Origin of the sequence: Streptomyces kronopolitis, assembly GCF_014646275.1 — a bacterium.
Taxonomy (GTDB): domain Bacteria; phylum Actinomycetota; class Actinomycetes; order Streptomycetales; family Streptomycetaceae; genus Streptomyces; species Streptomyces kronopolitis.
On sequence record NZ_BMND01000029.1, the window covers coordinates 12,879 to 37,863 of the forward strand.

The 24,985-nt window shown below is 72.2% G+C and carries 26 protein-coding genes, 1 tRNA gene and 1 riboswitch; of the genes, 9 read left to right on the forward strand and 18 right to left on the reverse strand.

Translation table 11 applies throughout. From position 1 onward, the window contains the following. Positions 1-25: 25 nt before the first annotated feature. Positions 26-817, reverse strand: coding sequence for a class E sortase (locus tag IEY78_RS25670; protein WP_229700175.1), 792 nt, complete (start codon positions 815-817; stop codon positions 26-28). 69 nt (positions 818-886) lie between these two features. Continuing rightward, on the reverse strand, positions 887-2,224 hold the full coding sequence (locus IEY78_RS25675) for a DUF445 domain-containing protein (RefSeq protein ID WP_229700176.1): 1,338 nt from the start codon (positions 2,222-2,224) through the stop codon (positions 887-889). Between the two features lie 284 nt (positions 2,225-2,508). Between IEY78_RS25675 and IEY78_RS25680 the strand changes: the two genes are divergently transcribed. Further along, complete coding sequence (locus tag IEY78_RS25680; RefSeq protein ID WP_189102148.1) at positions 2,509-3,819, forward strand: SGNH/GDSL hydrolase family protein; 1,311 nt, start codon at positions 2,509-2,511, stop codon at positions 3,817-3,819. Positions 3,820-3,843: 24 nt separating this feature from the next. Here IEY78_RS25680 and IEY78_RS25685 read toward each other — a convergent pair whose 3' ends face one another. The 4 genes from IEY78_RS25685 to IEY78_RS25700 form a co-directional block, all read right to left on the reverse strand. Beyond that, complete coding sequence (locus IEY78_RS25685; RefSeq protein ID WP_189102149.1) at positions 3,844-4,524, reverse strand: DUF1707 SHOCT-like domain-containing protein; 681 nt, start codon at positions 4,522-4,524, stop codon at positions 3,844-3,846. Positions 4,525-4,533: 9 nt separating this feature from the next. Further along, on the reverse strand, positions 4,534-5,589 hold the full coding sequence (locus IEY78_RS25690) for an ABC transporter ATP-binding protein (protein WP_189102150.1): 1,056 nt from the start codon (positions 5,587-5,589) through the stop codon (positions 4,534-4,536). Between the two features lie 11 nt (positions 5,590-5,600). Continuing rightward, positions 5,601-6,365 (reverse strand): ABC transporter permease, encoded by a 765-nt coding sequence (locus tag IEY78_RS25695; protein WP_229700180.1) that lies wholly within the window; start codon positions 6,363-6,365, stop codon positions 5,601-5,603. 76 nt (positions 6,366-6,441) lie between these two features. Then, positions 6,442-7,236, reverse strand: coding sequence for an ABC transporter permease (locus IEY78_RS25700; RefSeq protein WP_189102151.1), 795 nt, complete (start codon positions 7,234-7,236; stop codon positions 6,442-6,444). 307 nt (positions 7,237-7,543) lie between these two features. Here IEY78_RS25700 and IEY78_RS25705 point away from each other — a divergent pair, with 307 nt between their 5' ends. Then, positions 7,544-9,739: a transglycosylase domain-containing protein gene (locus IEY78_RS25705; RefSeq protein ID WP_189102152.1), complete on the forward strand. Its 2,196-nt coding sequence runs from the start codon at positions 7,544-7,546 to the stop codon at positions 9,737-9,739. A 56-nt stretch (positions 9,740-9,795) separates the two neighbouring features. On the opposite strand, the gene IEY78_RS25710 is transcribed toward IEY78_RS25705, so the two are convergent. The 3 genes from IEY78_RS25710 to IEY78_RS25720 all read right to left on the reverse strand — a co-directional run bounded on the left by IEY78_RS25710 (position 9,796) and on the right by IEY78_RS25720 (position 11,063). Next, positions 9,796-10,116 (reverse strand): DMT family transporter, encoded by a 321-nt coding sequence (locus IEY78_RS25710; protein WP_189102153.1) that lies wholly within the window; start codon positions 10,114-10,116, stop codon positions 9,796-9,798. Between the two features lie 32 nt (positions 10,117-10,148). After that, positions 10,149-10,216: riboswitch (guanidine-III (ykkC-III) riboswitch) on the reverse strand. Positions 10,217-10,302: 86 nt separating this feature from the next. After that, complete coding sequence (locus IEY78_RS25715) at positions 10,303-10,605, reverse strand: GroES family chaperonin (protein ID WP_189102274.1); 303 nt, start codon at positions 10,603-10,605, stop codon at positions 10,303-10,305. A gap of 140 nt (positions 10,606-10,745) precedes the next feature. Then, positions 10,746-11,063, reverse strand: coding sequence for a DUF3618 domain-containing protein (locus IEY78_RS25720; protein WP_189102155.1), 318 nt, complete (start codon positions 11,061-11,063; stop codon positions 10,746-10,748). A gap of 228 nt (positions 11,064-11,291) precedes the next feature. Here IEY78_RS25720 and bcp point away from each other — a divergent pair, with 228 nt between their 5' ends. Next, on the forward strand, positions 11,292-11,759 hold the full coding sequence (gene bcp / locus IEY78_RS25725; protein WP_189102157.1) for a thioredoxin-dependent thiol peroxidase: 468 nt from the start codon (positions 11,292-11,294) through the stop codon (positions 11,757-11,759). 27 nt (positions 11,760-11,786) lie between these two features. On the opposite strand, the gene IEY78_RS25730 is transcribed toward bcp, so the two are convergent. Together IEY78_RS25730 and IEY78_RS25735 are read right to left on the reverse strand one after the other, a co-directional pair. Continuing rightward, positions 11,787-13,061, reverse strand: coding sequence for a sensor histidine kinase (locus tag IEY78_RS25730; RefSeq protein ID WP_189102159.1), 1,275 nt, complete (start codon positions 13,059-13,061; stop codon positions 11,787-11,789). Then, positions 13,061-13,567 carry a hypothetical protein gene (locus IEY78_RS25735; RefSeq protein WP_189102161.1) on the reverse strand — a complete coding sequence of 169 codons (507 nt, stop codon included), beginning with the start codon at positions 13,565-13,567 and terminating at the stop codon, positions 13,061-13,063. Before IEY78_RS25735 ends, IEY78_RS25730 begins: the two co-directional genes overlap by 1 nt. Positions 13,568-13,906: 339 nt before the next feature. Between IEY78_RS25735 and IEY78_RS25740 the strand changes: the two genes are divergently transcribed. The 4 genes from IEY78_RS25740 to IEY78_RS25755 all read left to right on the forward strand — a co-directional run bounded on the left by IEY78_RS25740 (position 13,907) and on the right by IEY78_RS25755 (position 17,198). Continuing rightward, positions 13,907-15,445, forward strand: coding sequence for an MFS transporter (locus tag IEY78_RS25740; protein WP_189102163.1), 1,539 nt, complete (start codon positions 13,907-13,909; stop codon positions 15,443-15,445). Positions 15,446-15,615: 170 nt separating this feature from the next. After that, positions 15,616-16,239 carry an HNH endonuclease signature motif containing protein gene (locus tag IEY78_RS25745; RefSeq protein ID WP_189102165.1) on the forward strand — a complete coding sequence of 208 codons (624 nt, stop codon included), beginning with the start codon at positions 15,616-15,618 and terminating at the stop codon, positions 16,237-16,239. 8 nt (positions 16,240-16,247) lie between these two features. Continuing rightward, positions 16,248-17,111 carry an HNH endonuclease signature motif containing protein gene (locus tag IEY78_RS25750; protein ID WP_189102167.1) on the forward strand — a complete coding sequence of 288 codons (864 nt, stop codon included), beginning with the start codon at positions 16,248-16,250 and terminating at the stop codon, positions 17,109-17,111. Positions 17,112-17,123: 12 nt separating this feature from the next. Continuing rightward, positions 17,124-17,198 (forward strand) — tRNA-Leu (locus IEY78_RS25755). 71 nt (positions 17,199-17,269) lie between these two features. Here IEY78_RS25755 and rdgB read toward each other — a convergent pair. From rdgB to IEY78_RS25775, 4 genes are all read right to left on the reverse strand, one after another. Next, entirely contained in the window at positions 17,270-17,902 is a 633-nt protein-coding gene (rdgB, locus tag IEY78_RS25760) for an RdgB/HAM1 family non-canonical purine NTP pyrophosphatase (protein ID WP_189102169.1), read from the reverse strand. 121 nt (positions 17,903-18,023) lie between these two features. Further along, complete coding sequence (locus IEY78_RS25765; RefSeq protein ID WP_189102171.1) at positions 18,024-18,161, reverse strand: SCO1431 family membrane protein; 138 nt, start codon at positions 18,159-18,161, stop codon at positions 18,024-18,026. Between the two features lie 131 nt (positions 18,162-18,292). Further along, positions 18,293-19,024 (reverse strand): ribonuclease PH, encoded by a 732-nt coding sequence (gene rph / locus IEY78_RS25770; RefSeq protein ID WP_189102173.1) that lies wholly within the window; start codon positions 19,022-19,024, stop codon positions 18,293-18,295. A gap of 99 nt (positions 19,025-19,123) precedes the next feature. After that, the gene (locus IEY78_RS25775) at positions 19,124-19,363 is read right to left on the reverse strand and encodes a PTS sugar transporter subunit IIB (RefSeq protein ID WP_208683897.1); all 240 of its coding nucleotides are present in this window, start codon (positions 19,361-19,363) and stop codon (positions 19,124-19,126) included. A gap of 231 nt (positions 19,364-19,594) precedes the next feature. On the opposite strand from IEY78_RS25775, the gene IEY78_RS25780 reads away from it, so the two are divergent. Beyond that, positions 19,595-20,905 (forward strand): PTS transporter subunit EIIC, encoded by a 1,311-nt coding sequence (locus IEY78_RS25780; protein ID WP_189102175.1) that lies wholly within the window; start codon positions 19,595-19,597, stop codon positions 20,903-20,905. A 285-nt stretch (positions 20,906-21,190) separates the two neighbouring features. Then, positions 21,191-22,462 carry a PTS transporter subunit EIIC gene (locus IEY78_RS25785; RefSeq protein WP_189102177.1) on the forward strand — a complete coding sequence of 424 codons (1,272 nt, stop codon included), beginning with the start codon at positions 21,191-21,193 and terminating at the stop codon, positions 22,460-22,462. 84 nt (positions 22,463-22,546) lie between these two features. Here the strand turns inward: IEY78_RS25785 and IEY78_RS25790 are convergent, their stop codons facing one another. The 3 genes from IEY78_RS25790 to IEY78_RS25800 form a co-directional block, all read right to left on the reverse strand. After that, a complete protein-coding gene (locus IEY78_RS25790; protein WP_189102179.1) occupies positions 22,547-23,299 on the reverse strand; it encodes an MBL fold metallo-hydrolase in 753 nt (250 codons plus the stop codon). A gap of 420 nt (positions 23,300-23,719) precedes the next feature. Continuing rightward, entirely contained in the window at positions 23,720-24,670 is a 951-nt protein-coding gene (locus tag IEY78_RS25795; RefSeq protein ID WP_189102181.1) for a PLP-dependent cysteine synthase family protein, read from the reverse strand. Then, positions 24,670-24,948: a MoaD/ThiS family protein gene (locus IEY78_RS25800; RefSeq protein ID WP_189102183.1), complete on the reverse strand. Its 279-nt coding sequence runs from the start codon at positions 24,946-24,948 to the stop codon at positions 24,670-24,672. The genes IEY78_RS25795 and IEY78_RS25800 overlap by 1 nt, the downstream gene beginning before the upstream one ends. Between the last annotated feature and the right edge of the window lie 37 nt (positions 24,949-24,985).

The window sequence follows — 24,985 nt, forward strand, 5'->3', positions numbered from 1 at the left end:
CAGCCTAGGCGACGCCCGGCCGCTCCTACCGGGACTGTGTCGACCGCAACACTCCCCACACCACCAGGCGGTAGGTGGAGGTGTAGGCCGGCGTACAGGTCGTCAGGGTGAGGTAGGCGCCGGGCGCGGTGAACCCGTAGGAGGGGTGCACCGCGCTGCGGGGCACCGCGGCCAGCACCGAGCCGTCGCCGGGTGTGGTGCGCGGCAGGACGCGCCGGACGGTGTAGGTGGCACGGGTCCGGGCGGTGTCGAGGGTGACGGTGTCGCCGGGGCGCAGCCGGTCGAGGTGGCGGAACGGCTCGCCGTGGGTGTTGCGGTGCCCGGCCAGCGCGACGTTGCCCCACTCACCGGGCTGCGCGCTGTGCGGATAGTGGCCCACATAGCCCCGGTTGAGGACCGCGGCCTTGCCCGTGCCCTCGGCGACGGGGGCGGTCAGGCCGAGCCGCGGGATGCGCAGCACCGCGTACGCGAGGTCCGTGCGGGGCCGCGGGGGCGGGGCGGCGGCGCGGTGGCCGGGGGCGGTGGGCGAGGCGGTGCGCCCGGTGCCGCGCGCCCCGTCGGCCGCGCCCTCGCCGGACGGGGGCGGCCCAGGTGACGGCGGGCGGGCGTCCCACTGCCGCTCCAGCCGGTCCACCTGGTCGCGGGCCGCCGCCTGCGCCTGACGGTTCGTCCACCACAGCTGGTGGGCGACGAACAGCAGCAGGACGAGGCCGGCCGTCACGGCCAGCTCCGCGCCCGTCCACAGCACCCGCACGACAGGAGGGCGCGGTGGGGAGGGGCGCCGCCCCTGTACGACCACCGGTATCCGCTCGCGCACGCGGGCACCGTAAGCCCTGCGGGCACAACCCGCCAGAGGCGGTGCGCGGTCCGCGCCGCGAACGGGGCGTCAGCCGCCGAAGGCCTGCGAGACGGCGTAGATCGCCAGGCCCGCCAGGGCGCCGACGACGGTGCCGTTGATGCGGATGAACTGCAGGTCGCGGCCGATGTGCGCCTCGATCTTCCGCGAGGTCTGCGCGGCGTCCCAGCCGGCGACGGTGTCGGTGATCAGGGAGGTGATCTCGCGCTGATAGGTCGTCACCACATAGACCGCCGCGTTCTCCAGCCAGCCGTCCACCTTGCCCTGGAGCCGCTCCTCGGCGGCCAGCCGCCGGCCCAGGGACAGCAGCGCCGCCCGGACCCGCAGCCGCAGTTCGCTGCGCTCGTCCTCGGCGGCGGCGACGATCATCGCGCGCACCGAGCCCCAGGCGGAGGCGATCAGGTCCTGGACCTCGCCGCGCCCCAGCACCTCGGACTTCAGCCGTTCGACCCGGGCCCGGGTCTCGGGGTCGGACTGCAGGTCGTCCGCGAAGTCCCGCAGGAAGCGGTCGATCGCGCCGCGCGCCGGGTGTGCGGGCATGTCCCGCATCTCGGTGACGAAGCGCAGCAGCTCCTTGTAGACCCGGTCGCCCACCTTGCGGTCGACGAAGCGCGGGGTCCAGCCGGGCGCGCCGCCGGAGACCGCGGTCATCACGGAGTCGCCGTGCTCGACCAGCCAGTCGTGGGCGCGGGCGACGACCAGGTCCACCACCCGGGTGTGGCCGCCCTCGGCGACGACCCGCTCCAGCAGCGTGCCGAGACCGGGCGCGATCTCCTGGGCGGCGGCGCGGCGGGTGATCGCCTCGCCGACCACGGCCTGCACATCGGAGTCGCGCAGCACGGTCAGCGCGCCGCGCAGCGCGGTGGACACCTCGGCGGTGACCCGGTCGGCGTTCGCCGGGTCGGCGAGCCAGCCGCCGAGCCGCCGGCCGACGGCCACCGAGCGCAGCCGGCGCCGCACGACCTCGCCGGACAGGAAGTTCTCCCCGACGAAGTCACCCAGGCTCTGACCCAGTTGGTCCTTCTTGGTGGGGATGATCGCGGTGTGCGGGATCGGCAGCCCCATCGGCCGCTTGAACAGCGCGGTGACCGCGAACCAGTCGGCCAGCGCGCCGACCATCCCGGCCTCCGCGGCGGCCGCGACATAGCCGGTCCAGCCGCCCGCTCCGGCGGATCCGGCCCATTTCGCCAGGACGTAGACGACCGCGACGGCCAGCAGCAGGCCGGTGGCCAGGGTCTTCATCCGGCGCACCGCGTGCCGGCGCTCCTCGTCGGCCGCGCCGAAGGCGAATCCGGCCGCCCCGGGGGCGGCGGGCGCCACCGGTCCGCGCGCCGCCCCGGCCGCCGTGTCCGAATCTCTGCGTTCCATCCGCTCCACCGCTCCCACCGCGTTCCCCCGTCATCCCGACGGCCTATGCTGCTCCGCACCGGCCGCCGGCCCGGCTCCGTGTCCCACTGTGACCTACTCCTGGAACGCATCACGAGTTCCCCACGTCCCATGGCCGTGGCGGAACGGCCCGGGGCGCCGGGCGGTTCCCCGGAGGTCCGTGGGATCATGAAGGACCGATCGGACCGCAACGGTGCCGCTGATCATCCGCTGCCCTTGCCCGCCCGGAGCGTGTTGCTCCACTTTCTCCAGGAGAGCCCTCCCGCATGAACAAAAGTGTGGGTTACGCCCTGTTCGCCGGACTGGCGGCAGTGGTCGTGCTGATCTCGACCGCGATATTCGTCGGCTTCGGCGGCGATGACGGCGGCCTGGGCGACTCCTCCCACAAGCCACGCGACCCGGCGGCCCCCGCGGTCTCCGGGCAGTGGGTCGGCACCTGGTCGGCGGCGGCCGCGGCGGCCGAGCCGGGCACCCTGAACGGCTACGCGGGCATGTCGGTGCGCAATGTCGTGCACACCAGCGTCGGCGGCTCCGGCGTGCGCATCCAGCTCTCCAACCTCTACGGCACCCGCCCGCTGGTGGTCAGCCACGCCTCGATGGCGCTGGCCGCGGCCCCCAGCAACCCCACCGCGGCGACCGGCACCATGCGGCGGCTGTCCTTCGGCGGCAAGCCCGCGGTGACCATCCCGGCGGGCGGCGCGGTCACCAGCGACCCGACCCGGCTGAAGGTGCCCGGGGACGCTGACCTGCTGGTCACCACCTACTCCCCGTCGACCTCGGGCCCCGCCACGTACCACCCCTACGCCCGGCAGACCTCCTACCTGGCGCGCGGCGACCGGGCGGAGGACGCCACCGGAGCCGCCTACACCGAGCAGAGCCCGTACTGGCGCTATCTGACCGGTGTGGACGTGTGGAGCACCCAGGCCCGCGGCGCGGTCGTCGCCATCGGCGACTCCATCACCGACGGCATCACCTCCACCGCCGGCGCCAACCACCGCTGGACCGACTTCCTCGCGGCGCGGCTGCGCAACGAGCCCGGCGCGCCCCGCTACGGCGTCCTCAACCAGGGCATCAGCGGCAACCGCCTGCTGGTCAACGGCAGCAGGTTCTCGCCGAACAACGGGCCCAGCGTGCTGTCCCGCCTGGACCGCGACGCGCTGTCGCGCTCCGGGGTGAAGGCCGTGATCGTCGAGATCGGGCTGAACGACCTGTTCAAGTCGCCGCGCCAGCTCGACCCGCAGAAGATCGTGGCGGGGATGCGGCAGATCGTCCGCGAGGCGCACGCCCGCGGGCTGCGCGTCACCGGCAGCACCCTTACGCCGTTCGGGGGGCACCGCGGCTACTCCGATCTGCTGAATTCGGTCCGTGAGCGGGTCAACCGGATCATCCGCTCCGGCTCCGTCTACGACGAGGTCGTGGACTTCGACAAGGCGCTGCGCGACCCGTCGATGCCGGTCCGGCTGCGGCCCTCCTACGACTCGGGGGACCACCTCCACCCCAGCGACGAGGGCTTCCGGGCGATGGCCGACGCGGTGAACCTGGAGCACCTCAAGCAGGCCGCGCCCGCCGCGCTGTGACACCGGCGGGGCAGGCGCGAGCGCTCAGTTCAGCTCCTTGCGCCCCTCGTCCTTCAGGCGCCGCCTCTCTTCCTTGAGGCGGCGCTTCTCCTCCTTGAGCAGCTTGCGCTCGACGCCGACGCCGCCCATCAGGGCCAGCCCCTTGACGATCACCCGGGGCGCGCCGGGCTCACCCGGCGTCCCGTCCTCCCGCGCGTCGAAGCCGCCCATGATGCCCAGGCCCCGCACATCGACCTCGACGCCGGGCGGCACCACGATGTTGACCCCGCCCATCAACGCCCAGCAGGTGATGGTCACTTCGGGCCCGGCGAAGTTCGCCTCGCGCAGGTCCAGCTCGCCGCCGCCCATCAGGCACACCGCCGTGAAGCGGCGCCCGATGGTCCACCGGCCCTTGCGCTGGAAGCCGCCCAGGATGCCGATGCCCGCCGCGGAACCGTCCGTGTGCGGCACGATCCGCTGGGACCACGCCGTGACCTGCGCGGTGTCCTTGCGCAGCGACAGCGGCGCGGGGGCCGCCGCGGCCGCCGGCAGATCGGCGGTGAGCGGCGCCAGCTCCCCGTAGGTGCGCGCCCGGTACGCCGCTTCCAGCCGCTCGTCGAACTCCTCCATCGCCAGCCGCCCCTCGGCGACGGCGTCCCGAAGGATCTCGGCGACCCGCTCGCGGTCGGCGTCGGAGGCGCGCAGTTCGGGAAGGTCATCGGTCATACGGACAGATTAGAGGGCGCGGCCGTCTTTTCCCCCGGCTCCGGCCGCATCCGCACGCATCCCGCCACCCGCGTACAACTCGGCGATCAAGGACTCGATGTCCGGCTCCCGCACCGACAGGTCCACCAGCGGATAGCCCGCGGCGACCGCCGCGACCAGCGGCGCCGCGCTCTGCGACGCCGGGAAGGCCAGCCACTGCCGGGGCCCGTCCACCCGGACCGTGCGGGCCCCCGGGACGCCCTCGATCGGCGGGAGTTCGCGCTCCAGGTCCACCACCAGGGTGCGCTCCCCGCCGCCGGCCGCGCGCAGCCCGTCGAGGCCGCCGTCGTAGACCAGCCGGCCGTGGTCGATCACCATCACCCGGCGGCACAGCTGCTCGATGTCGGTGAGGTCATGGGTGGTCAGCAGGACCGTGGTGCCGCGCTCGGCGTTCACCTCGCGCAAAAACCCGCGCACCTTCGCCTTGCTGACCACGTCGAGGCCGATGGTCGGCTCGTCCAGATACAGCACCTCGGGGTCGGGCAGCAGCGCCGCCGCGATGTCGCCGCGCATCCGCTGCCCCAGCGACAGCTGCCGCACCGGGACGTCCAGCAGCGGGGCCAGGTCGAGGAGTTCCACGCAGCGCTCCAGGTGGGCGCGGTAGGCGGCGTCCGGGATCCGGTACATCCGCCGCACCAGCTCGTAGGAGTCCTTCAGCGGCAGGTCCCACCACAGGGTGGTGCGCTGCCCGAAGACCACACCGATCCGGCGGGCCAGCCGGGTGCGTTGCTGCGCGGGATCGATGCCGGCTACCCGCAGCCGGCCGCCGCTGGGCACCAGGATGCCGGTCAGCATCTTGATCGTGGTGGACTTCCCCGCACCGTTCGGCCCGATGTAGCCGACCATCTCGCCGCGCGCCACCCGGAAGGAGATCCCGTCCACGGCCCGGACCTCCTCGCGCACCCGGCGCAGCCGGCCGGCCCGGCGCCGCACCGTGAAGACCTTCTCGACGCCGTCCACCTCGATCAGCTGCTCCGCCTCGTCCACCGCATCCGCCCCCTCGTCGTCCCGTGCCCGGCCCGTCATCCGCCCCTCCGTCAGCTTCCGGTGCTGCGGTACGACCGCAGCCCCCACCGCCACGCCAGCCCCGCCCCCGCGCACATCAGCGCCGCCACCGCGGGCCCCAGGAAATCCACCCAGCCCGGCAGCCCCAGCGGATCGGGGCGGCCCAGCAGCCGCAGCGCGGGCAGCCAGTTCACGAACGCCAGCGGGACCAGGAAGGTGACCCCGCGCACCAGCTCCTTCGCGAACACCGTCGGCGGGTACTGGAGCATCGCGTTGCCGCCGTAGGTGAAGGAGTTCTGCACCTCGGCCGCGTCCTGCGCCCAGAACTGGAAGGCCGCCCCGGCCGTGAACACCGCGCCGAAGATGGCCGTGCCGCACACCGCCATCAGCGGCAGCATCAGCACCCGGCCCACCGTCCAGTCCACCTCGATCCGCGGCAGCGACCAGCCCAGCACCAGCAGCGCCTGGGTGATCCGGCCCAGCCGGCGCAGCGCGAAGCGGTCCGCGGCGATCTGCGCGAAGACCGGTGCCGGGCGCAGCAGCAGGGTGTCGAGGGTGCCGTCGCGCACCCGCCGGCCCAGCCCCTCGATGCTGCCCAGCAGCAGATCCGCCAGGCCCAGCGCGATGCCGGAGGTGCCGTACAGGAAGGCCACCTCGGGCAGCGAGAAGCCGCCCAGCGCGTCGATCTGCGAGAACATCAGCATGATGGCGACGAAGTCCAGCGCGTTCGCCGCGAAGTTGCCGCACGCCATCATCACGAACGAGGTCCGGTAGGCGAGGCTGGAGCGCACCCACATCCGCACGATCAGCCCGTACGCCGACACCCCCTGCGCCACCTCCGCCGCCCGGTCGCGCAGCACCCCCGGCCGTCCGCTAGCCACCGTGCACCACCACCTTGCGGGTCGCCGCCGACTGCACCAGCCGCCCCAGTGCCAGCAGCCCGACCGCCCACGCCGCCTGGAACACCAGCCCCCGCACCAGCGCGCCCCCGCGCAGCGCCCCCACCAGCACATCGGCCGGCGTCTGGAGCACCGCCGCCCACGGCAGCAGCTGGGCGACCTCCCCCAGCCCGCCGGGGAAGACCCGCAGCGGCAGCAGCATCCCCGAGAAGAACATGCCGGCCAGACCGCTGATCAGGGCCAGGCCCGAGCCGTCGAGCAGCCAGAACGAGGCCAGCGCCACCAGGTACCGCAGCGCGAAGCTGACCACCACCCCGCACAGCACCGACAGCAGGAAGCAGCCCCAGGTCAGCGGGTCGCCGGGCAGCGCGAGCGGGAAGGCCAGGGCGCCCACCGCCATCGGCACCACCCCGCGGCCCAGCAGCTGGAGCCCGGCCCGCCCCAGGTCCGCGGACAGCCACCACAGCTGGAGGTCGGCGGGCCGGTAGAGGTCCACCGCGATGTCCCCGCTGCGGATCCGCTCCTGCAGCTCGTCCAGCCCGCCGCCCATCAGCGCCGCGGTCGCCAGCAGCGCCTGCCCCGTCCACACGAAGGTCAGCGCCTGCGCCTGGTCGTAGCCGCCCAGATGCGGCCGCTCGTGCCACAGCGCGAGATAGGTGAAGGCGACGATGAAGCCGAAGACGGTGTTGGTGAACACGCCTGCCACGGTGGCCATTTGATACGTGGCGTACCGCCGGAAGCTGCCGGCCGCCACGGCCGCGTACCACACGCCGCCTCCCCTCCCCCGCCCTCGGCGTCCGTACGCGCCGCGCGCGGCCCAGACGCAAAACACCGGAGCCTAGAGGGCGGGCCGGGCGGGCACCATCGAATTGTCACCGCTTCGGGTGAGCCCTGGGCGCCATTCAGCCGGTCAGCTGGCGGTCCGGGGTGCGCGCCACCCCTCCTGACCGGCACGGATGATGCGAGAGTTGCCCCGTGTGCGGCATTTGCTCACTCCGCGGACCGCACACATCCCCGATAAGAGACCGACTCGCCGCAGTACAACCTCCGGCGGCGGCCGAGGAGTCCAACCGAACATGAGCGGACCACGTACGGGCTGGCGCCGTGCCCTTCCCACCTGGCGCGCGGTGCTGGGCGCCGTGCTGCTGTTCCTGCTGCTCGTCGTCGGCGGGATGATCACCGGCTATCTGCTGGTCGGCATCCCGCCGGCCAACAGCGCCGCCAAGGCCCAGAGCAACGTCTACCTCTACTCCGACGGATCGGAGCTGGCCCGCGACGGCGAGGTCAACCGGCAGAACGTGACGCTCAGCCAGGTCCCGAAGTCCGTCCAGCAGGCCGTCCTCGCCGCCGAGGACCGCGACTTCTACTCCGAGTCCGCGGTCGACCCCGCCGCGATGCTGCGGGCCGCCTGGAACACCGTCACCGGCAAGGGCAAGCAGTCCGGCTCGACCATCACCCAGCAGTACGTGAAGAACTACTACCTCGGCCAGGAGCAGACCGTCACCCGCAAGGCCAAGGAGTTCTTCATCGCCATCAAGCTGGACCGCGAGGTGAGCAAGGACAGCATCCTGGAGGGCTACCTCAACTCCAGCTACTACGGCCGCAACGCCTACGGCATCCAGGCCGCCGCCCGGTCCTACTACGGCCGCGACGCCGAGCAGCTGACCACCGCCCAGGGCGCCTACCTCGCCACCCTCCTCAACGCCCCCAGCGCCTACGACATCACCGCGCACCCCGGCAACCGCCCGCGGGCGCTGGCGCGCTGGAACTACGTCGTGGACGGCATGGTGACCAAGAAGTGGCTCGGCCCCGCCGAGCGGGAGGCGCTGCGCTTCCCCGAGCCCAAGCCGGCCAAGGCCTCCCCCGGGCTCACCGGCCAGCGCGGCTACCTCGTCGAGGCCGTCAAGGACTACCTCACCGACCACCAGATCCTGGCGGAGGACACCCTGCGGGGCGGCGGCTACCGCATCACCACCACCATCAGCCGCAAGCGCCAGAACGCCTTCGTCAAGGCGGTCAACACCCGGGTGATGGACCGGCTCGACGACTCCCGGAAGGTCGACCGCTACGTCCGGGCCGGCGGCGCCTCCATCGACCCCGCGACCGGCCGGGTCGTCGCCCTCTACGGCGGCATCGACTACGCCCGGCAGTACGTCAACGGCGCCACCCGCGCCGACTACCAGGTCGGCTCCACCTTCAAGCCGATCGTCTTCGCCTCCGCCGTGCAGAACGGCTCCACCACCCAGGACGGCGCCCCGATCACCCCCAACACCGTCTACGACGGCACCAACAAGCGGATGACCCTCAACCGCGGCCGCCCCACCGGCTTCGCCCCCGCCAACGAGGACGACCGCTCCTACGGCCCGATCACCGTCACCGAGGCCACCGACAAGTCCGTCAACGCCGTCTACGCCCAGATGGGCATCGACGTCGGCCCCGGCAAGGTCAAGTCCACCGCCGTCAGCCTGGGCATCCCCGCCGACACCCCGAGCCTCGCCTCGTCCCAGGGCGCCGTCTCCCTGGGCACCGCCACCCCCAGCGTGCTGTCCATGACCCAGGTCTACGCCACCCTCGCCCACCACGGCACCCACCGGCCGTACACCCTGGTCGACAAGGTCACCAGGAACGAGGAGGCCGTCGACCTGCCGGAGCGCGAGGAGAGCACCGCCGTCCCCCGCACGGCCGCCGACACCACCACCTCGATCCTGCGCGGCGTCGTCGACGGCGGCACCGGCACCGCCGCCCAGGGCGCCGGGCGCCCCGCGGCCGGCAAGACCGGCACCGCGGAGAACGACAAGGCCGCCTGGTTCGCGGGCTACACCCCCGACCTCGCCACCGTCGTCGCCGTCCTGGGCCAGAACCCGGACAGCGCGGCACAGGAGCCCCTGTACGGCGCGGGCGGCCTGTCGCGGGTCAACGGCGGCGACTACCCCGCCCAGATCTGGGCCGACTACACCGCGGCCGCGCTGAACGGGAAGCCGGTCCGCGACTTCGACCTCCAGCTGGAGAAGGGCGCCGAGTCGGCCTCCCCGGAGCCGTCCGGCAGCGACTCCGCCTCGCCCGGCGCGTCGGATTCGCCGTCCACCGGCCCGAGCGGCTCCACCACCCTCCCCGGGCCGCCCACCGGCGCCCCGACCGCGCCCACCGCCGGACCGCCCACCCCCACCGGACCGCCCGAGCCCCCCGCCCCCACGGAACCCACGAACGACTTCCCGACGGTGGCCCCGCAGGCCTACGACCTGGAGCGGCTGCCGACGGAGTGGGGCGGCTAGGGGGTGTCGTCCGGATCGGGCCGGCGGGACCGGCCCCGGCACCGGGCGGGGTGGTGTCAGTGCCCCGACGTGGCCTTCAGCCCGACGACCGCCACCAGCAGCAGAGCGATGAAGAAGATCCGGGCCGCGGTGGCCGGCTCGCCGAGCAGCACCATCCCGGCCACCGCCGCGCCGGCCGCCCCGATGCCGACCCACACGCCGTAGGCGGTGCCGATCGGCAGGGTCCGGGCCGCGTACGAGAGCAGCAGCATGCTGGCGACGATGCCCGCGCCGGTCCACACGCTGGGCCACAACCGGGTGAAACCGTCGGTGTACTTCATGCCGACCGACCAGCCGACCTCCAGCAGACCGGCAACCAACAGCAGGATCCATGCCATGACGGCACCTCCGTGAACAGAGCGTCAACAGGGGTGCGTCGTCTTGTCCTGCCCGGTACGGCGCGTCTCGTCGGGTGTCTTCGAGGCTAGCAAGGACCGGCGCGGCGGGCACCGGCCCCGGTCGGCGCCCGGCACCGCCCCGCTCCGGGGCCGTACGCCGGACGCCGGCCGGTCACCGCCAGGCGGTCACAGATACAGCCCGGTCGCGTCCTCCGCGCCCTCCAGGCGCTCCGCCGCCACCGCGTGCAGATCGCGCTCGCGCATCAGCACGTACGCCACGCCGCGCACCTCGACCTCGGCCCGGTCCTCCGGGTCGTAGAGCACCCGGTCGCGCACCTCGACGGTCCGCACGTTCTGCCCGACCGCGACCACCTCGGCCCAGGCCAGGCGGCGGCCGACCGCCGCGGTCGCAGGAATGACGATGCCCCCCGAGGAGCGGCGCTCGCCCTCGGGGATGTCCGTCCGGACCAGCACGCGGTCGTGCAGCATCCGGATCGGCAGCTTGTCGTGGGTGTCGTGGGTGTTATTCGGGCTCACGGCATGACCGTACCTGCCCGGCGCGGCCCGTCCCGCACCGCGGGCGCCGGGCGCTGCGGCCCGCCCGGGCCGGACACCGCGCGGGGCCCGCGCTAGCGGCGCCGCCGCGTGCGCATGGTCAGCAGGCCGATCAGCGCCACCCCGATCAGCGCCACCGGGACGACCCGCTCCAGCCGCGGCGTCCCGTCCTCCGACACCAGCTGCGCCCGCACGTCCGACACCGCGCGGTTGGCGGCCACATACGCCCGCCCGGCCGTACGGTCCACGGCGGCCGCCGCACTCGCCTTCGCGTCACCGATGATCGTCTTCGGGTGCAGCCGCACACCGATCTCGTCGAGCGTGACGGCGAGCTCCTGCCGCCTGCGGACGATGTCCGCCTCGATCTGCGCCGGGGTCCTGGCTTCCGCCACCGCGCTGCCTCCGTCGTCTCGCGCCGATGCGTACGGGGGCCGGGCACTGGGCCCCGTACGTGAACCGGCCAGCTGGCTGACTGCCGATTCGTGATGGACAGTCTGTCAGCTCACACCCCCGCGCGCCCCACAGCACCCCCCGTTTCGCGCCGCCCGGACTCCCGGGCCCGCACCGCCCGGCGCGGCTGGCTAATGTCGGAGCGTACGGATCCATGCCAGAGGAGAGACATGAGCGAGCGACTCCAGCCCGGCGACACCGCCCCCGCCTTCACCCTCCCCGACGCGGACGGCGCGCAGGTCTCCCTCGCCGACCACCGGGGCCGCAAGGTCATCGTGTACTTCTACCCGGCCGCCCTGACCCCCGGCTGCACCAAGCAGGCCTGCGACTTCACCGACAACCTCGACTTCCTCGCCGGCCACGGCTACGACGTCATCGGCATCTCCCCCGACAAGCCGGAGAAGCTCGCGAAGTTCCGCGAGAAGGAGGACCTGAAGGTCACCCTGCTCGGCGACCCCGACAAGTCCGTCCTGACGGCCTACGGCGCCTTCGGCGAGAAGAAGCTCTACGGCAAGACCGTCACCGGCGTCATCCGCTCCACCGTCATCCTCGACGAGGACGGCAAGGTCGAGCGCGCCCTGTACAACGTCAAGGCCACCGGCCACGTCGCCAAGATCATCAAGGACCTGGGGCTGTAAGCCCCCCGCACGACCGGCCGGGACGGCTCACCCGCCGCCCGGATCGGTCGCGCACACCCTGCCCGCCCGCTCGGGCAGCTCCAGCACGGCCTCGGCGCCGCCCTCCGCGGCGGTGCCGAAGTCCAGCCGCGCACCCAGCACTTGCGCCTGACCGGCCGCGATCGTCAGCCCCAGACCGTGCCCGGTCCCGCGCTCCGGCGCCGCCGTACGGAACCGCCGCGGCCCCTCCGCGCACAGCTCCGCCGGATAACCCGGACCGTGATCGCGCACCACGATCCGCGCACCGGCCACCACCACCTCGATCGGCGGCCTGCCGTGCTTGGCCGCGTTCGCCAGCAGATTCACCAGCACCCGCTCCACCCGGCGCCGGTCGGTCTCCACGATCCACGGCTCGCCCTCCACGGTCACCGACACCTCGTCGACCCCGCGCTGCCGCGCCGCCCGCCGCACGATCCCGCGCACCAGCGACGGCAGCTCGCAGGCGTCCAGATCCGCCCGCTCCACCCCCGCGTCCAGCCGCGAGACCTCCAGCAGGTCCTCCACCAGCCGCCGCATCGCCTGCGCCCGGTCGCGCACCAGCTCCACCGCCCGCGGCTGCGGCAGCAGCTCCGCCGCCGCCACCAGCCCGGCCACCGGCGTGCGCAGCTCGTGCGCCACATCCGCGGTGAACTCCCGCTCCGCCTGCGCCTGCGCCGCCAGCGACATCGCCATGTGGTGCACGCTGCGGCCCAACTCGGCCACCTCGTCGCGCCCGTGGCTGGCCAGCGCGTCCGCGTCCGGCGCCGCCCCCGCCGCGATCCGCCGCGCCGCCGCCGCGCTCAGCCGCAGCCGCCGCGACAGCCGCTGCGACACGAACCACGACACCACCGCCATCAGCACGACCGTGCCGCACCCGGCGATCAGCAGCGCCCGGTCCAGCGCCAACTGCGCCGGATCGTCGTCCGGATAGGGCGCCGAGACCGACAGCGACCGCGTCGGGGTGCTCCCGCCGCCGTCCGAGACCCCCGTCGCCGCCCACACCCGCGGGTCCTCACCGCCGCTGACATACGTCCCCGACCGCCGCTTGAACACCGCGTCGCGCAACGGCGACGGCAGCGCCCCGTCGTCCAGCTGCGCGCCCAAGGCCAGCGTGCCGTCCCGCTCGTAGATCTGCAGCGCCGAGCTGAGCCGGTCGTCCTGATACGCCCGCGCCGACCGCTCGCGCTCCGCATCGGCTATGTGGTGCACGGCGAACCCGAGCACCACGACGGCCAGTGCCGTCATACAGGAAATGGCCAGGGCGATCCGGCCTCGAATGCCCATCACGCGAGGTTGTACATCTCCGTCGTGTCCCCGAGCGGCGTCGAGCCCTCGTACGTCACCTCCAGGCCGGTGAACGCCAGCCCGCCGCGGACCGGCTTGGGCCCGTAGAGGCGGAAGGTCGCCGGGAAGCCGGCCTCCGTCCCCCCGCCCGCCGCGGTCTTCCCCACCTGCACCACGCCGACCCCCACCGCGTCCTTGGCGCCGTACTTCTTCCACCGGATCCCGGTCGCCACCATGGCGACGTCCGAGCAGGTCAACATAATCACCCGCGGCTTGCTCTCCGGCGCGCCGACCCCGCAGTCACGCACCACCGGCAGGCCCTGGGACGGCTGCCCGTCCTCCTTCACGTCCTGCACCGCCGACGTCTTGGGTGCGGCGTCCACCGCCGACGCCCGGTCCGGGGTCTGGGCGAGCCACACCCCGCCGGCCGTCAGCGCCGTCACCACGGCAAAGGCCACCAGCGCCACACGTCCCCGACCCCACCGGGACCCTCCGCGGTCCGTCATCACGTTCTCCTCCCGAGGACCAGGCCCCGTACCCCCACAGCAAACACGAATGCCGCACCCGCCGCTGCCACTCTTCCGTCCCCCGGACACAGGCTGATTGCCCCAACACGGCGGTGACCGCGCGGCTGTGTACCAGTCCTGTAACAAGCCCTGCGCCACCCCTGGCGTGTCCCCGTCACGGCACTGCCCGCCGCACACCACGGTGCTCCGTACGGCGCAGCCGCGCGTGACGTTTATCGCTTCGTGACGAGACAGTGGTTTGATCCACGCGCGATTGCGCAGGCGCACCTGTCGTATCCCGCGTGCACCCGCGCGCTGTCAGACCGAGAGGACCGCCTCGTGCCGACCGGCAGCACCGAAGCAGAACCCGCTCCCGAACAGGACCGGGAAGCGCTCAAGCGCCACCGGGTGCTCTTCCGTGCCGTCGCCCGGCGCAAGAACCCCAAACTGCGGCGCACCGACATCACCGTCACCGACGAACGCGTCGTGCGCCGCGCCGTGAAGGCGGCCGCGCTCGGCAACGCCATGGAATGGTTCGACTTCGGGATCTACAGCTATCTCGCGGTCACCATCGGCAAGGTCTTCTTCCCCGGCGGCAGCGACACCACCAGCCTGCTGTCGTCCTTCGCGACCTTCGCCGTGGCCTTCCTCGTACGCCCCCTCGGCGGCGCCTACTTCGGCCCCCTCGGCGACCGCATCGGCCGCAAGAAGGTCCTCGCCCTCACCATGATCATGATGGCGCTGGGCACCCTGTGCATCGGACTGATCCCGTCCTACGCCACCATCGGCTTCTGGTCCCCCACCCTGCTCATCCTCTTCCGCCTCGTCCAGGGCTTCTCCACCGGCGGTGAGTACGGCGGCGCCTCCACCTTCATCGCCGAGTACGCCCCCGACAAGAAGCGCGGCTACTTCGGCAGCTTCCTGGAGATGGGCACCCTTATCGGCTACACCGGCGCCGCCGGCATCGTGCTGCTGCTCAACACCACCCTGGGCGATGACGCCATGCTCCAGTGGGGCTGGCGGCTGCCCTTCCTGATCGCCGGTCCGCTCGGCCTGGTGGGCCTCTACCTCCGGGTCAGGCTCGACGAGACCCCCGCCTTCCAGAAGTTCGAGGCCGCGCACACCCACAGCGCCTCCGGCTCCGCCGTCGAGGCCGAGGCGGAGTTCTCCCACCTCTCCGAGAACGCCCCGAAGAAGAAGATCAGCGAGATCTTCGCCCAGCAGTGGCCCACCCTGATCCTCTGCATCGCCCTGGTCGGCGCCTACAACATCACCGACTACATGCTGCTGTCGTACATGCCGACCTACCTGACGGACACCCTCCACTACGAGGAGTCCCACGGCCTGCTGATCCTCCTGGGCACCATGGTCGCCCTGATGTGCGTCATCAGCACCGTCGGCAAGCTCAACGACCGCTACGGCCGCAAGCCCCTGCTGATGGCCGGCATGCTCGGCTTCTTCGTCCTGGCGATCCCGGCCTTCCTCCTGGTCAAGCAGGGCAGCATCCCCGCCGTCATCGGCGGCATGGCACTCCTGGGACTCTCCCTGGTCTGCCTCCTGGGCACCATGTCCGCCGCCCTCCCGGCCCTCTTCCCGACCAACGTCCGCTACGGGTCCCTGTCCATCGGCTACAACCTGGCCGTCTCCCTCTTCGGCGGCACCACCCCCCTGGTGATCACCGCCCTCATGGACGTCTTCGACGAGAACGTCATGGTGCCCGCCTACTACACGATGGGCGCCGCCCTCGTCGGCGTCATCGCCGTCGCCTGCATGAAGGAGACCGCCCAGCAGCCCCTCGAAGGCTCCCCGCCCTCCGTCGCCACCAAGGAGGAAGCCGTCGAACTCATCGAATCCCAGACAGCGGAACCCCGCTTCTGATCTACGCACACCTACCGAACAGACCGGGCCCCGGGGAACCTTCCCCGGGGCCCGCTCGCTTTTCCGGCCCGAGGGCATCGGGCCGCGCGTAACCGACCGCGCGTTCGATCGTTGTTCGGTTCGAGAGGGCGCGGGCAGGGGCCCTGCGCGCGGGACGGGGGACAGGGAGCATGGCGAACGTCTATACGCGGGAGCGGCTCGTCGAGGCTGCGCGTGAGTCGGCGTCGTACGACGAAGCCGTGCGGTGGTTCGGCAGTGCGCCCACACCGGGTCGCCGACGGTATGTACGTGCCAGGATGCGCGACGCGGGGGTGGACACCACCCACTTCGTGCCCACGGGCGTACGGCACACCGAGGCCAGGCTCCGTGCGTTGGTGGCGCGCTCGCACAGCGTCGCGGAGGTCGTCCGCCGCCTCGGCATCAACCCGGTCGGCGGGAACCAGGCGCACATCGGCCGACGCATCGCCGAACTCGGCATCGACACCTCCCACTTCACGGCCGTACCCCGGCAGCGCCCCACGACCGGCACCCGGCGCCGGCTCGTTCTGGGGTCACCCGCAGACGGCCGCCTCCCAGGGGAGCGCCTGCGCCGGGAGCTGCTGCGGCAAGGAGTTCCGGAGCGGTGCGCGGACTGCGGCACCGCGGCGCACTGGAACGGCAGACCGTTGCGGCTGGAGGTCGACCACATCAATGGCCACTGGTGGGACAACCGGCCGGGCAACCTCCGCCTGTTGTGCCCCAACTGCCATGCGGTGACGGACACCTATCGCGGCCGCGCGCGGCGGCGGAAGTGACCGCCGCGATGACCCGGCGCGTTTCGTACACCCGCGAACTGCTCGTCCGCACGGCAGCCGAATCCACCGGTCCCGTCGACATGCTGCGGCAGCTCGGTGCCCCGCTGGCCAGCGAGCCCCGCCGGTATCTGTGCCACCGGCTGAGGCATTACGGCATCAGCACCGCGCACTTCGTCGACGAGCCGCTCCCCCGCCGGCCACGCCGTGTGTACACGGAGGCACTGCTGCGGGAAGCGGCCGCACGGTCCCACAGCATCCGGGACATGCTGGAGTACATGGCGGTGGTGCCGTACACCGGCGCGTACAGCCATCTGCGGAAGAAACTGGACCAGTTCGGCATCGACACCTCGCACTTCACTGTCCGAGGAGACGGGACTCTCCTTCCACGAGCCGACCTGGCCGACGCCGTGGCCGCCTCCCACAGCTTCGCCGGCGTCGCCAGGCGCCTTGCGCACGGCGGTCGTGCCCCGTCCCGTGGGACCGTCCGACGCAGCATCGAGGCACACGGCCTGTCGACCACCCACTTCACCGGCCAGGGGCATTTCCGTGGCCGCCCCTCCCCCAACCGCAGGCCGGCCGACGACATCCTGCGGCGTCGCGAGCCGGGCTCCCGGCGGGAGAAGACCACGCTCCTGCGCCGTGCCCTCGACGAGAAGCAGAGGCCACGGCGCTGCGCGGAATGCGGCATCGGCGACACCTGGCAGGGCCGGCGGCTGGTCCTGGAGATCGACCACATCAATGGCGACCGGCTCGACAACCGCCTGGAGAACCTCCGCTATCTGTGCCCCTCCTGCCACAGCCAGACGCGGAGCTTCGCCCGCGCGTCGGCGCACCCGGCCATCCCTGTACGGCCGCAGGGGCGAGCACAGTAAGGTAGGCGCCGCGGGCCCGTACCCCAGCTGGCCAGAGGGCGCCGGTTTAGGTCCGGTGTGTCGTGGGTTCGAGTCCCACCGGGCCCATTTACGCAAAACGGCCTCTCCGTCCATGGACGGAGAGGCCGTTCTCGTGCACAAGGGGCTCAGCTGCCGCCTCAGCCCAACAACTCCCGTACCACCGGTGCCAGGGCCCGGAAGGCCTTGCCGCGGTGGCTGATGGCGTTTTTCTCGGCGGGGGTCAGTTCGGCGCAGGTGCGGGTGTCGCCGAGGGGCTGGAGGATCGGGTCGTAGCCGAAGCCGCCGGTGCCGGAGGGGGTGTGGCGCAGGGTGCCGTCGAGGGTGCCCTCGACGACGCGCTCGGTGCCGTCGGGCAGGGCCAGGGCCGCGGCGCAGGCGAAGTGCGCGGCGCGGTGGCCGTCGGCGATGTCGCCGAGCTGGGCCAGGAGCAGGTCGAGGTTGGCGCGGTCGTCGCCGTGCCGGCCGGCCCAGCGGGCGGAGAAGATGCCGGGGGCGCCGCCGAGCACGTCGACGCAGAGGCCGGAGTCGTCGGCGACGGCGGGGTGGCCGGTGGCCTGGGCGAGGGCGTGCGCCTTGAGCAGGGCGTTCTCGGCGAAGGTGACGCCGGTTTCCTTGACGTCGGGGACCTCGGGGTAGGCGTCGGCGCCGACGAGTTCGACGTGCAGATCGGCCGCTTCGAGAATGGCGTGAAGCTCGTTGATCTTGCCGGCGTTGCGGGTGGCGAGGATGAGGCGCCGCGGTGCGGCGTCCGGGCCGGTGTGAGGCTGCATGGGCAGTGATTATCCCGGAATGCGGGTCCCGGGTGGGGTGCCGGGGGCTTCGGGGAGGGCGGCCCGGCCGAAAGGGCGAGGTCGCGAGCCGGTCGGGGCGCCGGGAGGGGCCGGGCAGCCGTCAGACGAGGCCGGTCTGGGTGAGCAGCATGGCGAGGACGAGAACGAGCGTCCAGCCGAGGAGGTGCTCCAGGAGCGGGTTGTCGTCCCGGGGCCCGCCGGTGCGGGCGCGGGGCGCGGTCGCGGCAGTGGTGGGCATGGGTCCACAGTGCCGGGTCCGGGGCGGCTTGCCCAGAGAGGGATCTCCCATGAGAAAAGGGTCACAGGGGGAGGTGGCGGTCCTTCCCCTGTGACCCCGTGGTGGTCGCGTCGCGCGCGGCCGCCTGTGTGTCAGAGCGTGCGGGCCAGGGCCGCCCGCTGGGCCTCGTCGAGCGTGCCGCAGCCGGAGACGGCGAGGTCGAGGAGGGCGTTCAGCTCGTCGCGGGCGAAGGGCTCGGCCTCGGCGGTGCCCTGGACCTCGACGAAGCGGCCGTCGCCGGTGCAGACGACGTTCATGTCGGTGTCGGCGCGGACGTCCTCCTCGTAGCAGAGGTCGAGGAGGGGGGTGCCGTCGACGATGCCGACGCTGACGGCGGAGACGGTGCCGGTCAGCGGCTTGCGGCCGTGCTTGATGAGCTTCTTGCCCTGGGCCCAGGTGACGGCGTCGGCGAGGGCGACGTAGGCGCCGGTGATGGCGGCGGTGCGGGTGCCGCCGTCGGCCTGGAGGACGTCGCAGTCCAGGACGATGGTGTTCTCGCCGAGGGCCTTGTAGTCGATGACGGCGCGCAGCGAGCGGCCGATGAGGCGGCTGATCTCGTGGGTGCGGCCGCCGATCTTGCCGCGGACGGATTCGCGGTCGCCGCGGGTGTTGGTGGAGCGGGGCAGCATCGAGTACTCGGCGGTGACCCAGCCCTCGCCGGTGCCCTTGCGCCAGCGCGGGACGCCTTCGGTGACGGATGCGGTGCAGAAGACTTTGGTGTCGCCGAAGGAGATGAGGACGGAGCCCTCGGCGTGCTTGCTCCAGCCGCGTTCGATGGTGACCGGGCGGAGTTGTTCGGCGGTGCGGCCGTCGATGCGAGACATGGCGTAGACCCTATCGGCAACGCGAGGGCCCCACTCCGGGCGGTGGATCGTCCGGTGCGGGGCCGTCGGCGAAGGCGCGCGCGGGCGCGGCTCAGCTGCTCACATCATGTCTTCGATCTCGGCGGCGATGGGGTCGGCGTCGGTGCCGATGACGACCTGGATCGCGGTGCCCATCTTGACGACGCCGTGGGCGCCGGCGGCCTTGAGGGCGGCCTCGTCGACGAGGGAGGAGTCGACGACCTCGGTGCGGAGGCGGGTGATGCAGCCCTCGACCTCTTCGATGTTGTCGAGTCCGCCGAGCCCGGCGACGATCTTCTCTGCCTTGCTGGCCATGTCCACTCCTGCTTGTCTCGGCCGCCGGCGGTCCCGCCGGGCGGTTTCACACCGTAACGCACGTTCGGCCCAACTATGTGGGCGTTTGTCCGCTGTCTGGCGAAGGATGGCGATCACCGAAGTGCGCGCCGGACGGCCCGGACGGGACGGCCGGAACGCACCGCAAGTGGTCTACACCACCAGTATGCGGCAAGCACCAGGGCGGTTGTCGACGGGCCGACCGCCGGGAGGACACCGATGAGTTCGAACGCGGCGGCGGCACCGGGGCGGAACTGGGGAGCGAACCTCTTCCAGGGTCTCCAGAAGATGGGACGCAGCCTGCAGCTGCCGATTGCCGTCCTGCCCGCCGCGGGCATTCTCAACCGGCTCGGCCAGCCGGATGTGTTCGGCGCGGACGGGCTGGGCTGGGACGCGGTCGGCAAGGTCTTCGCGGCCGCGGGCGGCGCCCTGCTGGATTCCGGGCTGGGCCTGCCGCTGCTGTTCTGCATCGGTGTGGCGATCGGGATGGCCAAGAAGTCGGACGGGTCGACGGCGCTGGCGGCGGTGGCCGGCTTCCTCGTCTACTTCTCGGTGATGCACGCGTTCCCGGCGGGCTGCGCCGCGGGGCAGACGTACACCCAGGCGGGCCTGTGGAGCGGGGTGTGCGTCGACAAGACGCTGACCGTGACGCAGGCCTCCTTCCAGAACCCGGGGGTCTTCGGCGGCATCGTCATGGGCTTCCTGTCCGCCTGGCTGTGGCAGCGCTTCCACCGGGTGAAGCTGGTGGACTGGCTGGGGTTCTTCAACGGCCGCCGGCTGGTCCCGATCATCATGGCCTTCGTCGGGCTGGTCTTCGCGGTGCTGTGCCTCTTCGTCTGGCAGCCGATCGGTGACGCGCTGACGAGCTTCAGCGAGTGGCTGACGGGGCTGGCGTCCTGGGGCGCCGGGCTCTTCGGCGTCGCCAACCGCGCGCTGCTGGTGATCGGCCTGCACCAGTTCCTGAACACCTTCGTCTGGTTCCAGTTCGGCAGCTTCACCAAGCCGGACGGCACGGTCGTTCACGGCGACATCAACCGGTTCCTGGCGGGCGACCCGACGGCGGGCCAGTTCACCACCGGGTTCTTCCCGATCATGATGTTCGCGCTGCCGGCCGCGGCGCTGGCGATCGCGCACTGCGCCAAGCCGCACCGCCGCAAGGAGATCGCCGGCATGATGCTGTCGGTCGGCCTGACCTCGTTCGTGACCGGGGTGACCGAGCCGATCGAGTACTCGTTCCTGTTCGTCGCGCCGGTGCTGTACGCGATCCACACCGTGCTGACGGGTGTGTCGATGGCGGTGAGCTGGGCGCTGGGCGTCCACGACAGCTTCAGCTTCTCGGCCGGCCTGATCGACTACGTCATCAACTGGGGGCTGGCGACCAAGCCCTGGCTGATCATCCCCATCGGCCTGTGTTTCGCGGTGGTCTACTACGCCCTCTTCCGCTTCGTGATCACGAAGTTCAACCTGGCGACACCCGGCCGGGAGCCGGACGAGGTGGGCGACGCGATGGAGCAGGAGAACGTGAAGTAGGGGCGCGGCCGGGCGGTCCCGCCCGCGCTGGAGACGATCTTCCGCACGGCGGTGGCGGCCTTCCCCGCGGCGAACTTCCCCGCGCACGGCGGGAGTTGCAGATGCCCTCCCCCACCCCTCCCGCACCCGCTCCGGCCGGCCGCCGAAGGCCGGTGACCGGGGGCGTTCCGGGGCCTTCACGGGGATTCCTTTGCGGCGAACGGCCATGTAAGAATGGTCTAAACCACTGAGCGGTGCAGACCAGTGGTTCCCCCACCGAGTCCCCGCCTCACCAGGAGGAATCCGATGAGTTCGGCCACCGCGACAGCGGCCCCCGAGAAGAAGGGCCGCGGCTCTCGTGCCATGGCAGTGGCCCAGCGCATCGGCCGCAGCCTGATGCTACCGATCGCCACGCTGCCCGCGGCAGCGCTGATGGTGCGGCTCGGGCAGCCGGACATGCTCGGCCGGGAGTCGTTCCCCGCGTTCCTGAACAAGATCGCCGAGTTCATGGCGGCCGGTGGCGGCGCGCTGCTCGACAACATGCCGATGCTCTTCGCCGTGGGCATCGCGATCGGCTTCGCCAAGAAGTCCGACGGCTCCACGGCCTTGGCCGCGGTCGTCGGCTACCTGGTCTTCAGCAAGGTCCTCGGCACCTTCTCGGACAGCAGCCTGCCCACCGTCCAGAAGATCGTCGACGGCAAGATAGCCGACGCCGCCCCGCCGGTGGACGCGGGCGTGCTGGGCGGCGTCGTGATGGGCATCGTGGTCGCCCTGCTCTACCAGCGCTACAGCCGCAAGAAGCTGCCCGACTGGCTCGGCTTCTTCGGCGGCCGCCGCCTCGTGCCGATCCTCTCCGCCTTCGCCGGCCTCGTCATCGGCATCGTCTTCGGCTACATCTGGCCGGTGCTCGGCGCCGGTCTGCACAGCTTCGGCGCCTGGCTCGTCGGCTCGGGCGCGGTGGGCGCCGGCATCTTCGGTGTGGCCAACCGCGCGCTGATCCCGGTCGGCATGCACCACCTGCTGAACTCCTTCCCGTGGTTCCAGGCCGGTGACTACCACGGCAAGCACGGCGACATCGCCCGCTTCCTGGCCCACGACCCCTCGGCCGGGCAGTTCATGACCGGCTTCTTCCCGATCATGATGTTCGCGCTGCCGGCCGCCTGCCTGGCGATCGTGCACTGCGCCCGGCCCGAGCGCCGCAAGGTCGTCGGCGGCATGATGCTCTCCATCGCGCTGACCGCCTTCGTCACCGGCGTCACCGAGCCGATCGAGTTCACCTTCATGTTCATCGCCCCGGTGCTGTACGCCATCCACGCGGTGCTGACCGGTGTCTCGATGGCCCTGACCTGGGCCCTGGGGATGAAGGACGGGTTCGGCTTCTCGGCCGGCGCGATCGACTTCCTGCTGAACCTCGGCATCGCCACCAAGCCGTGGCTGCTGGCCCTGATGGGCCTGGTCTTCGCGGCGCTGTACTACGTGGTGTTCCGGTTCGCGATCATCAAGTTCAACCTGCCGACCCCCGGGCGCGAGTCCGAGGAGGAGATCGCCGCGGAGGACAAGGCCCAGTACAAGGCCTGACCTGCGCGGATCGGCCACGCATGGCGAGGGCCCCGGAACCACCAGGTTCCGGGGCCCTCGTCGTCGTCCGCCTCGCGCCGTCGGTCAGACCTCGTAGACCGCCCCCGCCTTGGCGACCTCGACCGGGCCGTCGTAGACCTTCTGGGCGTCGCGGACGCTGATGTCCGGGTCGGTCCACGGCGGGATGTGGGTCAGCACCAGTCGCGCCGCCCCGGCACGCCGGGCGGCCTCGCCGGCCTCCCGTCCGTTGAGGTGCAGGTCGGGGATGTCTTCCTTGCCGTAGGTGAAGGACGCCTCGCACAGGAAGAAGTCGGTGCCCGCCGCGAGGGTCTCCAGCGCGTCGCAGGGCCCGGTGTCCCCGGAGTACGTCAGCGACCGGCCGCCGTGCTCGACCCGGACGGCGAAGGCCTCCACGGGGTGCTTGACCCGCTGGGTGCGGATCGTGAACGGCCCGAGGGTGAAGCTGCCCGGCGTCAGGGTGCGGAAGTCGAAGACCTCGCTCATCGCGCCGTCGTACGGCAGGTCGGCGTGCGCCACGGTCAGCCGGCGCTCGGTCCCGGCCGGCCCGTAGACCGGCATCGGCGCGCACCGTCCGCCGTCCGGGCGGTAGTAGCGCACGACGAAATAGCCGCACAGGTCGATGCAGTGATCGGCGTGCAGGTGCGACAGGAGTACGGCATCCAGGTCATAGAGGCCGGTGTGGCGCTGCAGCTCACCCAGGGCGCCGTTGCCCATGTCGAGGAGCAGCCTGAAGCCGTCGGCCTCCAGGAGGTAGCTCGAGCAGGCCGATTCCATCGAAGGGAACGACCCCGAGCATCCGACGACAGTGAGCTTCATACGGGCGTGAACCTCCGTGGGCGTGGGCGGCGGTCAGGCGCCTCCCCCGGCTCGTACGCGGTGGAGAGCTCGGGGCGGGTCCGGGGTTCCCCGGCGGGCCCTGCCGGGGTGTCGCCGGATCCTCGGCGGTCGGTGCGGTGCCCACGAGCGTAAGGCGCGAAAGGTGCTGTGGCGCCTCCAGCGGGGCGAGCTGTGGGCGGAATCACCAGTCCGGGCTGACGCCCCGTACGCCCGTACGCAGTGGCCCCTTCCGCCACCCGTTCCGCAGGAGCCACGCCGCCGTCCGCCGCTCCGTTCCGCCGGCTTCCGCCCGCCGCGCCCCGGGTGCCCCGCGGATGCCGGGCCCTCCGGGGCACTCGCCCGGTGGCGGCACCCCGGGGAGGGCCGCCGCCCGTCACCCGGTGTACCGCGACCCCGTGCCTACGCCCAGAGCTGCCCGTGCAGCGTGGCGATCGCCGCCTCGGTGGACTCGGCGGTGTACACGCCGGTGGAAAGGTACTTCCAGCCGCCGTCGGCGACCACGAAGACCACGTCGGCGCTCTCCCCCGCCTTGACGGCCTTGCCGGCGACGCCGAGCGCGGCGTGCAGCGCCGCGCCGGTGGAGATGCCCGCGAAGATGCCTTCCTGGGCGAGGAGTTCGCGGGTGCGGCGGACCGCGTCCTCGGAGCCGACCGAGAAGCGGGTGGTGAGCTGGGACTCGTCGTAGAGCTCGGGGATGAAGCCCTCGTCGAGGTTGCGCAGCCCGTAGACCACGTCGTCGTAGCGCGGCTCGGCGGCGACGATCCGGACGCCGGGGACGTGCTCGCGCAGATAGCGGCCGACGCCCATCAGGGTGCCGGTGGTGCCCAGACCCGCCACGAAATGGGTGATCGAGGGCAGGTCGGCGAGGATCTCGGGGCCGGTGGTGGCGTAGTGCGCACCGGCGTTGTCCGGGTTCCCGTACTGGTAGAGCATCACCCAGTCGGGGTGCTCGGCGGCCAGCTCCTTGGCCACCCGTACGGCCGTGTTGGAGCCGCCCGCGGCGGGCGAGGAGACGATCTCCGCGCCCCACATGGCGAGCAGCTCGCGCCGCTCGGACGAGGTGTTCTCCGGCATCACGCACACGATGCGGTAGCCCTTGAGCTTGGCCGCCATGGCGAGCGAGATGCCGGTGTTGCCGCTGGTCGGCTCCAGGATGGTGCAGCCGGGGGTGAGCCGGCCGTCCTTCTCGGCCTGCTCGATCATGTGCAGCGCGGGCCGGTCCTTGATCGAACCCGTGGGGTTGCGGTCCTCCAGCTTCGCCCAGATACGGACGTCGTCGGAGGGCGACAGGCGCGGGAGGCGGACGAGAGGAGTGTTCCCGACCGCCGCCAGCGGGGAGTCGTAACGCATCAGCGCATGCCGCCGGCCACGGCCGGGAGGATCGTCACGCTGTCGCCGTCGGCGAGCTTGGTGGAGATGCCCTCCAGGAAGCGGACGTCCTCGTCGTTGAGGTAGACGTTCACGAAGCGGCGCAGCTGCTCGCCGTCCACGAGGCGCTCGCGGATGCCGTTGTGCCGGCTCTCCAGGTCGGTGAAGAGGTCGGCGAGGGTCTCTCCGCTGCCCTCGACGGCCTTCTGGCCGTCGGTGTAGGTACGCAGGATGGTGGGGATTCGGACCTCGATGGCCATGGAGTGCTCCTGTGGAGTGCGGGTCGGGGGCGGTGCG

Coding starts and splice junctions, on each gene's coding strand:
- IEY78_RS25745 (WP_189102165.1), top strand. CDS start 15,616: ATGGCGAACGTCTATACGCGGGAGCGGCTCGTCGAGGCTGCGCGTGAG.
- IEY78_RS25750 (WP_189102167.1), top strand. CDS start 16,248: ATGACCCGGCGCGTTTCGTACACCCGCGAACTGCTCGTCCGCACGGCA.
- IEY78_RS25680 (WP_189102148.1), top strand. CDS start 2,509: ATGAACAAAAGTGTGGGTTACGCCCTGTTCGCCGGACTGGCGGCAGTG.
- IEY78_RS25685 (WP_189102149.1), bottom strand. CDS start 4,524: ATGACCGATGACCTTCCCGAACTGCGCGCCTCCGACGCCGACCGCGAG.
- IEY78_RS25695 (WP_229700180.1), bottom strand. CDS start 6,365: ATGTGGGTGCGCTCCAGCCTCGCCTACCGGACCTCGTTCGTGATGATG.
- IEY78_RS25690 (WP_189102150.1), bottom strand. CDS start 5,589: ATGACGGGCCGGGCACGGGACGACGAGGGGGCGGATGCGGTGGACGAG.
- rdgB (WP_189102169.1), bottom strand. CDS start 17,902: ATGCAGCCTCACACCGGCCCGGACGCCGCACCGCGGCGCCTCATCCTC.
- IEY78_RS25785 (WP_189102177.1), top strand. CDS start 21,191: ATGAGTTCGGCCACCGCGACAGCGGCCCCCGAGAAGAAGGGCCGCGGC.
- bcp (WP_189102157.1), top strand. CDS start 11,292: ATGAGCGAGCGACTCCAGCCCGGCGACACCGCCCCCGCCTTCACCCTC.
- IEY78_RS25780 (WP_189102175.1), top strand. CDS start 19,595: ATGAGTTCGAACGCGGCGGCGGCACCGGGGCGGAACTGGGGAGCGAAC.
- IEY78_RS25705 (WP_189102152.1), top strand. CDS start 7,544: ATGAGCGGACCACGTACGGGCTGGCGCCGTGCCCTTCCCACCTGGCGC.
- IEY78_RS25790 (WP_189102179.1), bottom strand. CDS start 23,299: ATGAAGCTCACTGTCGTCGGATGCTCGGGGTCGTTCCCTTCGATGGAA.
- IEY78_RS25795 (WP_189102181.1), bottom strand. CDS start 24,670: ATGCGTTACGACTCCCCGCTGGCGGCGGTCGGGAACACTCCTCTCGTC.
- IEY78_RS25730 (WP_189102159.1), bottom strand. CDS start 13,061: ATGGGCATTCGAGGCCGGATCGCCCTGGCCATTTCCTGTATGACGGCA.
- IEY78_RS25765 (WP_189102171.1), bottom strand. CDS start 18,161: ATGCCCACCACTGCCGCGACCGCGCCCCGCGCCCGCACCGGCGGGCCC.
- IEY78_RS25800 (WP_189102183.1), bottom strand. CDS start 24,948: ATGGCCATCGAGGTCCGAATCCCCACCATCCTGCGTACCTACACCGAC.
- IEY78_RS25675 (WP_229700176.1), bottom strand. CDS start 2,224: ATGGAACGCAGAGATTCGGACACGGCGGCCGGGGCGGCGCGCGGACCG.
- IEY78_RS25710 (WP_189102153.1), bottom strand. CDS start 10,116: ATGGCATGGATCCTGCTGTTGGTTGCCGGTCTGCTGGAGGTCGGCTGG.
- IEY78_RS25715 (WP_189102274.1), bottom strand. CDS start 10,605: ATGCTGCACGACCGCGTGCTGGTCCGGACGGACATCCCCGAGGGCGAG.
- IEY78_RS25735 (WP_189102161.1), bottom strand. CDS start 13,567: ATGACGGACCGCGGAGGGTCCCGGTGGGGTCGGGGACGTGTGGCGCTG.
- rph (WP_189102173.1), bottom strand. CDS start 19,024: ATGTCTCGCATCGACGGCCGCACCGCCGAACAACTCCGCCCGGTCACC.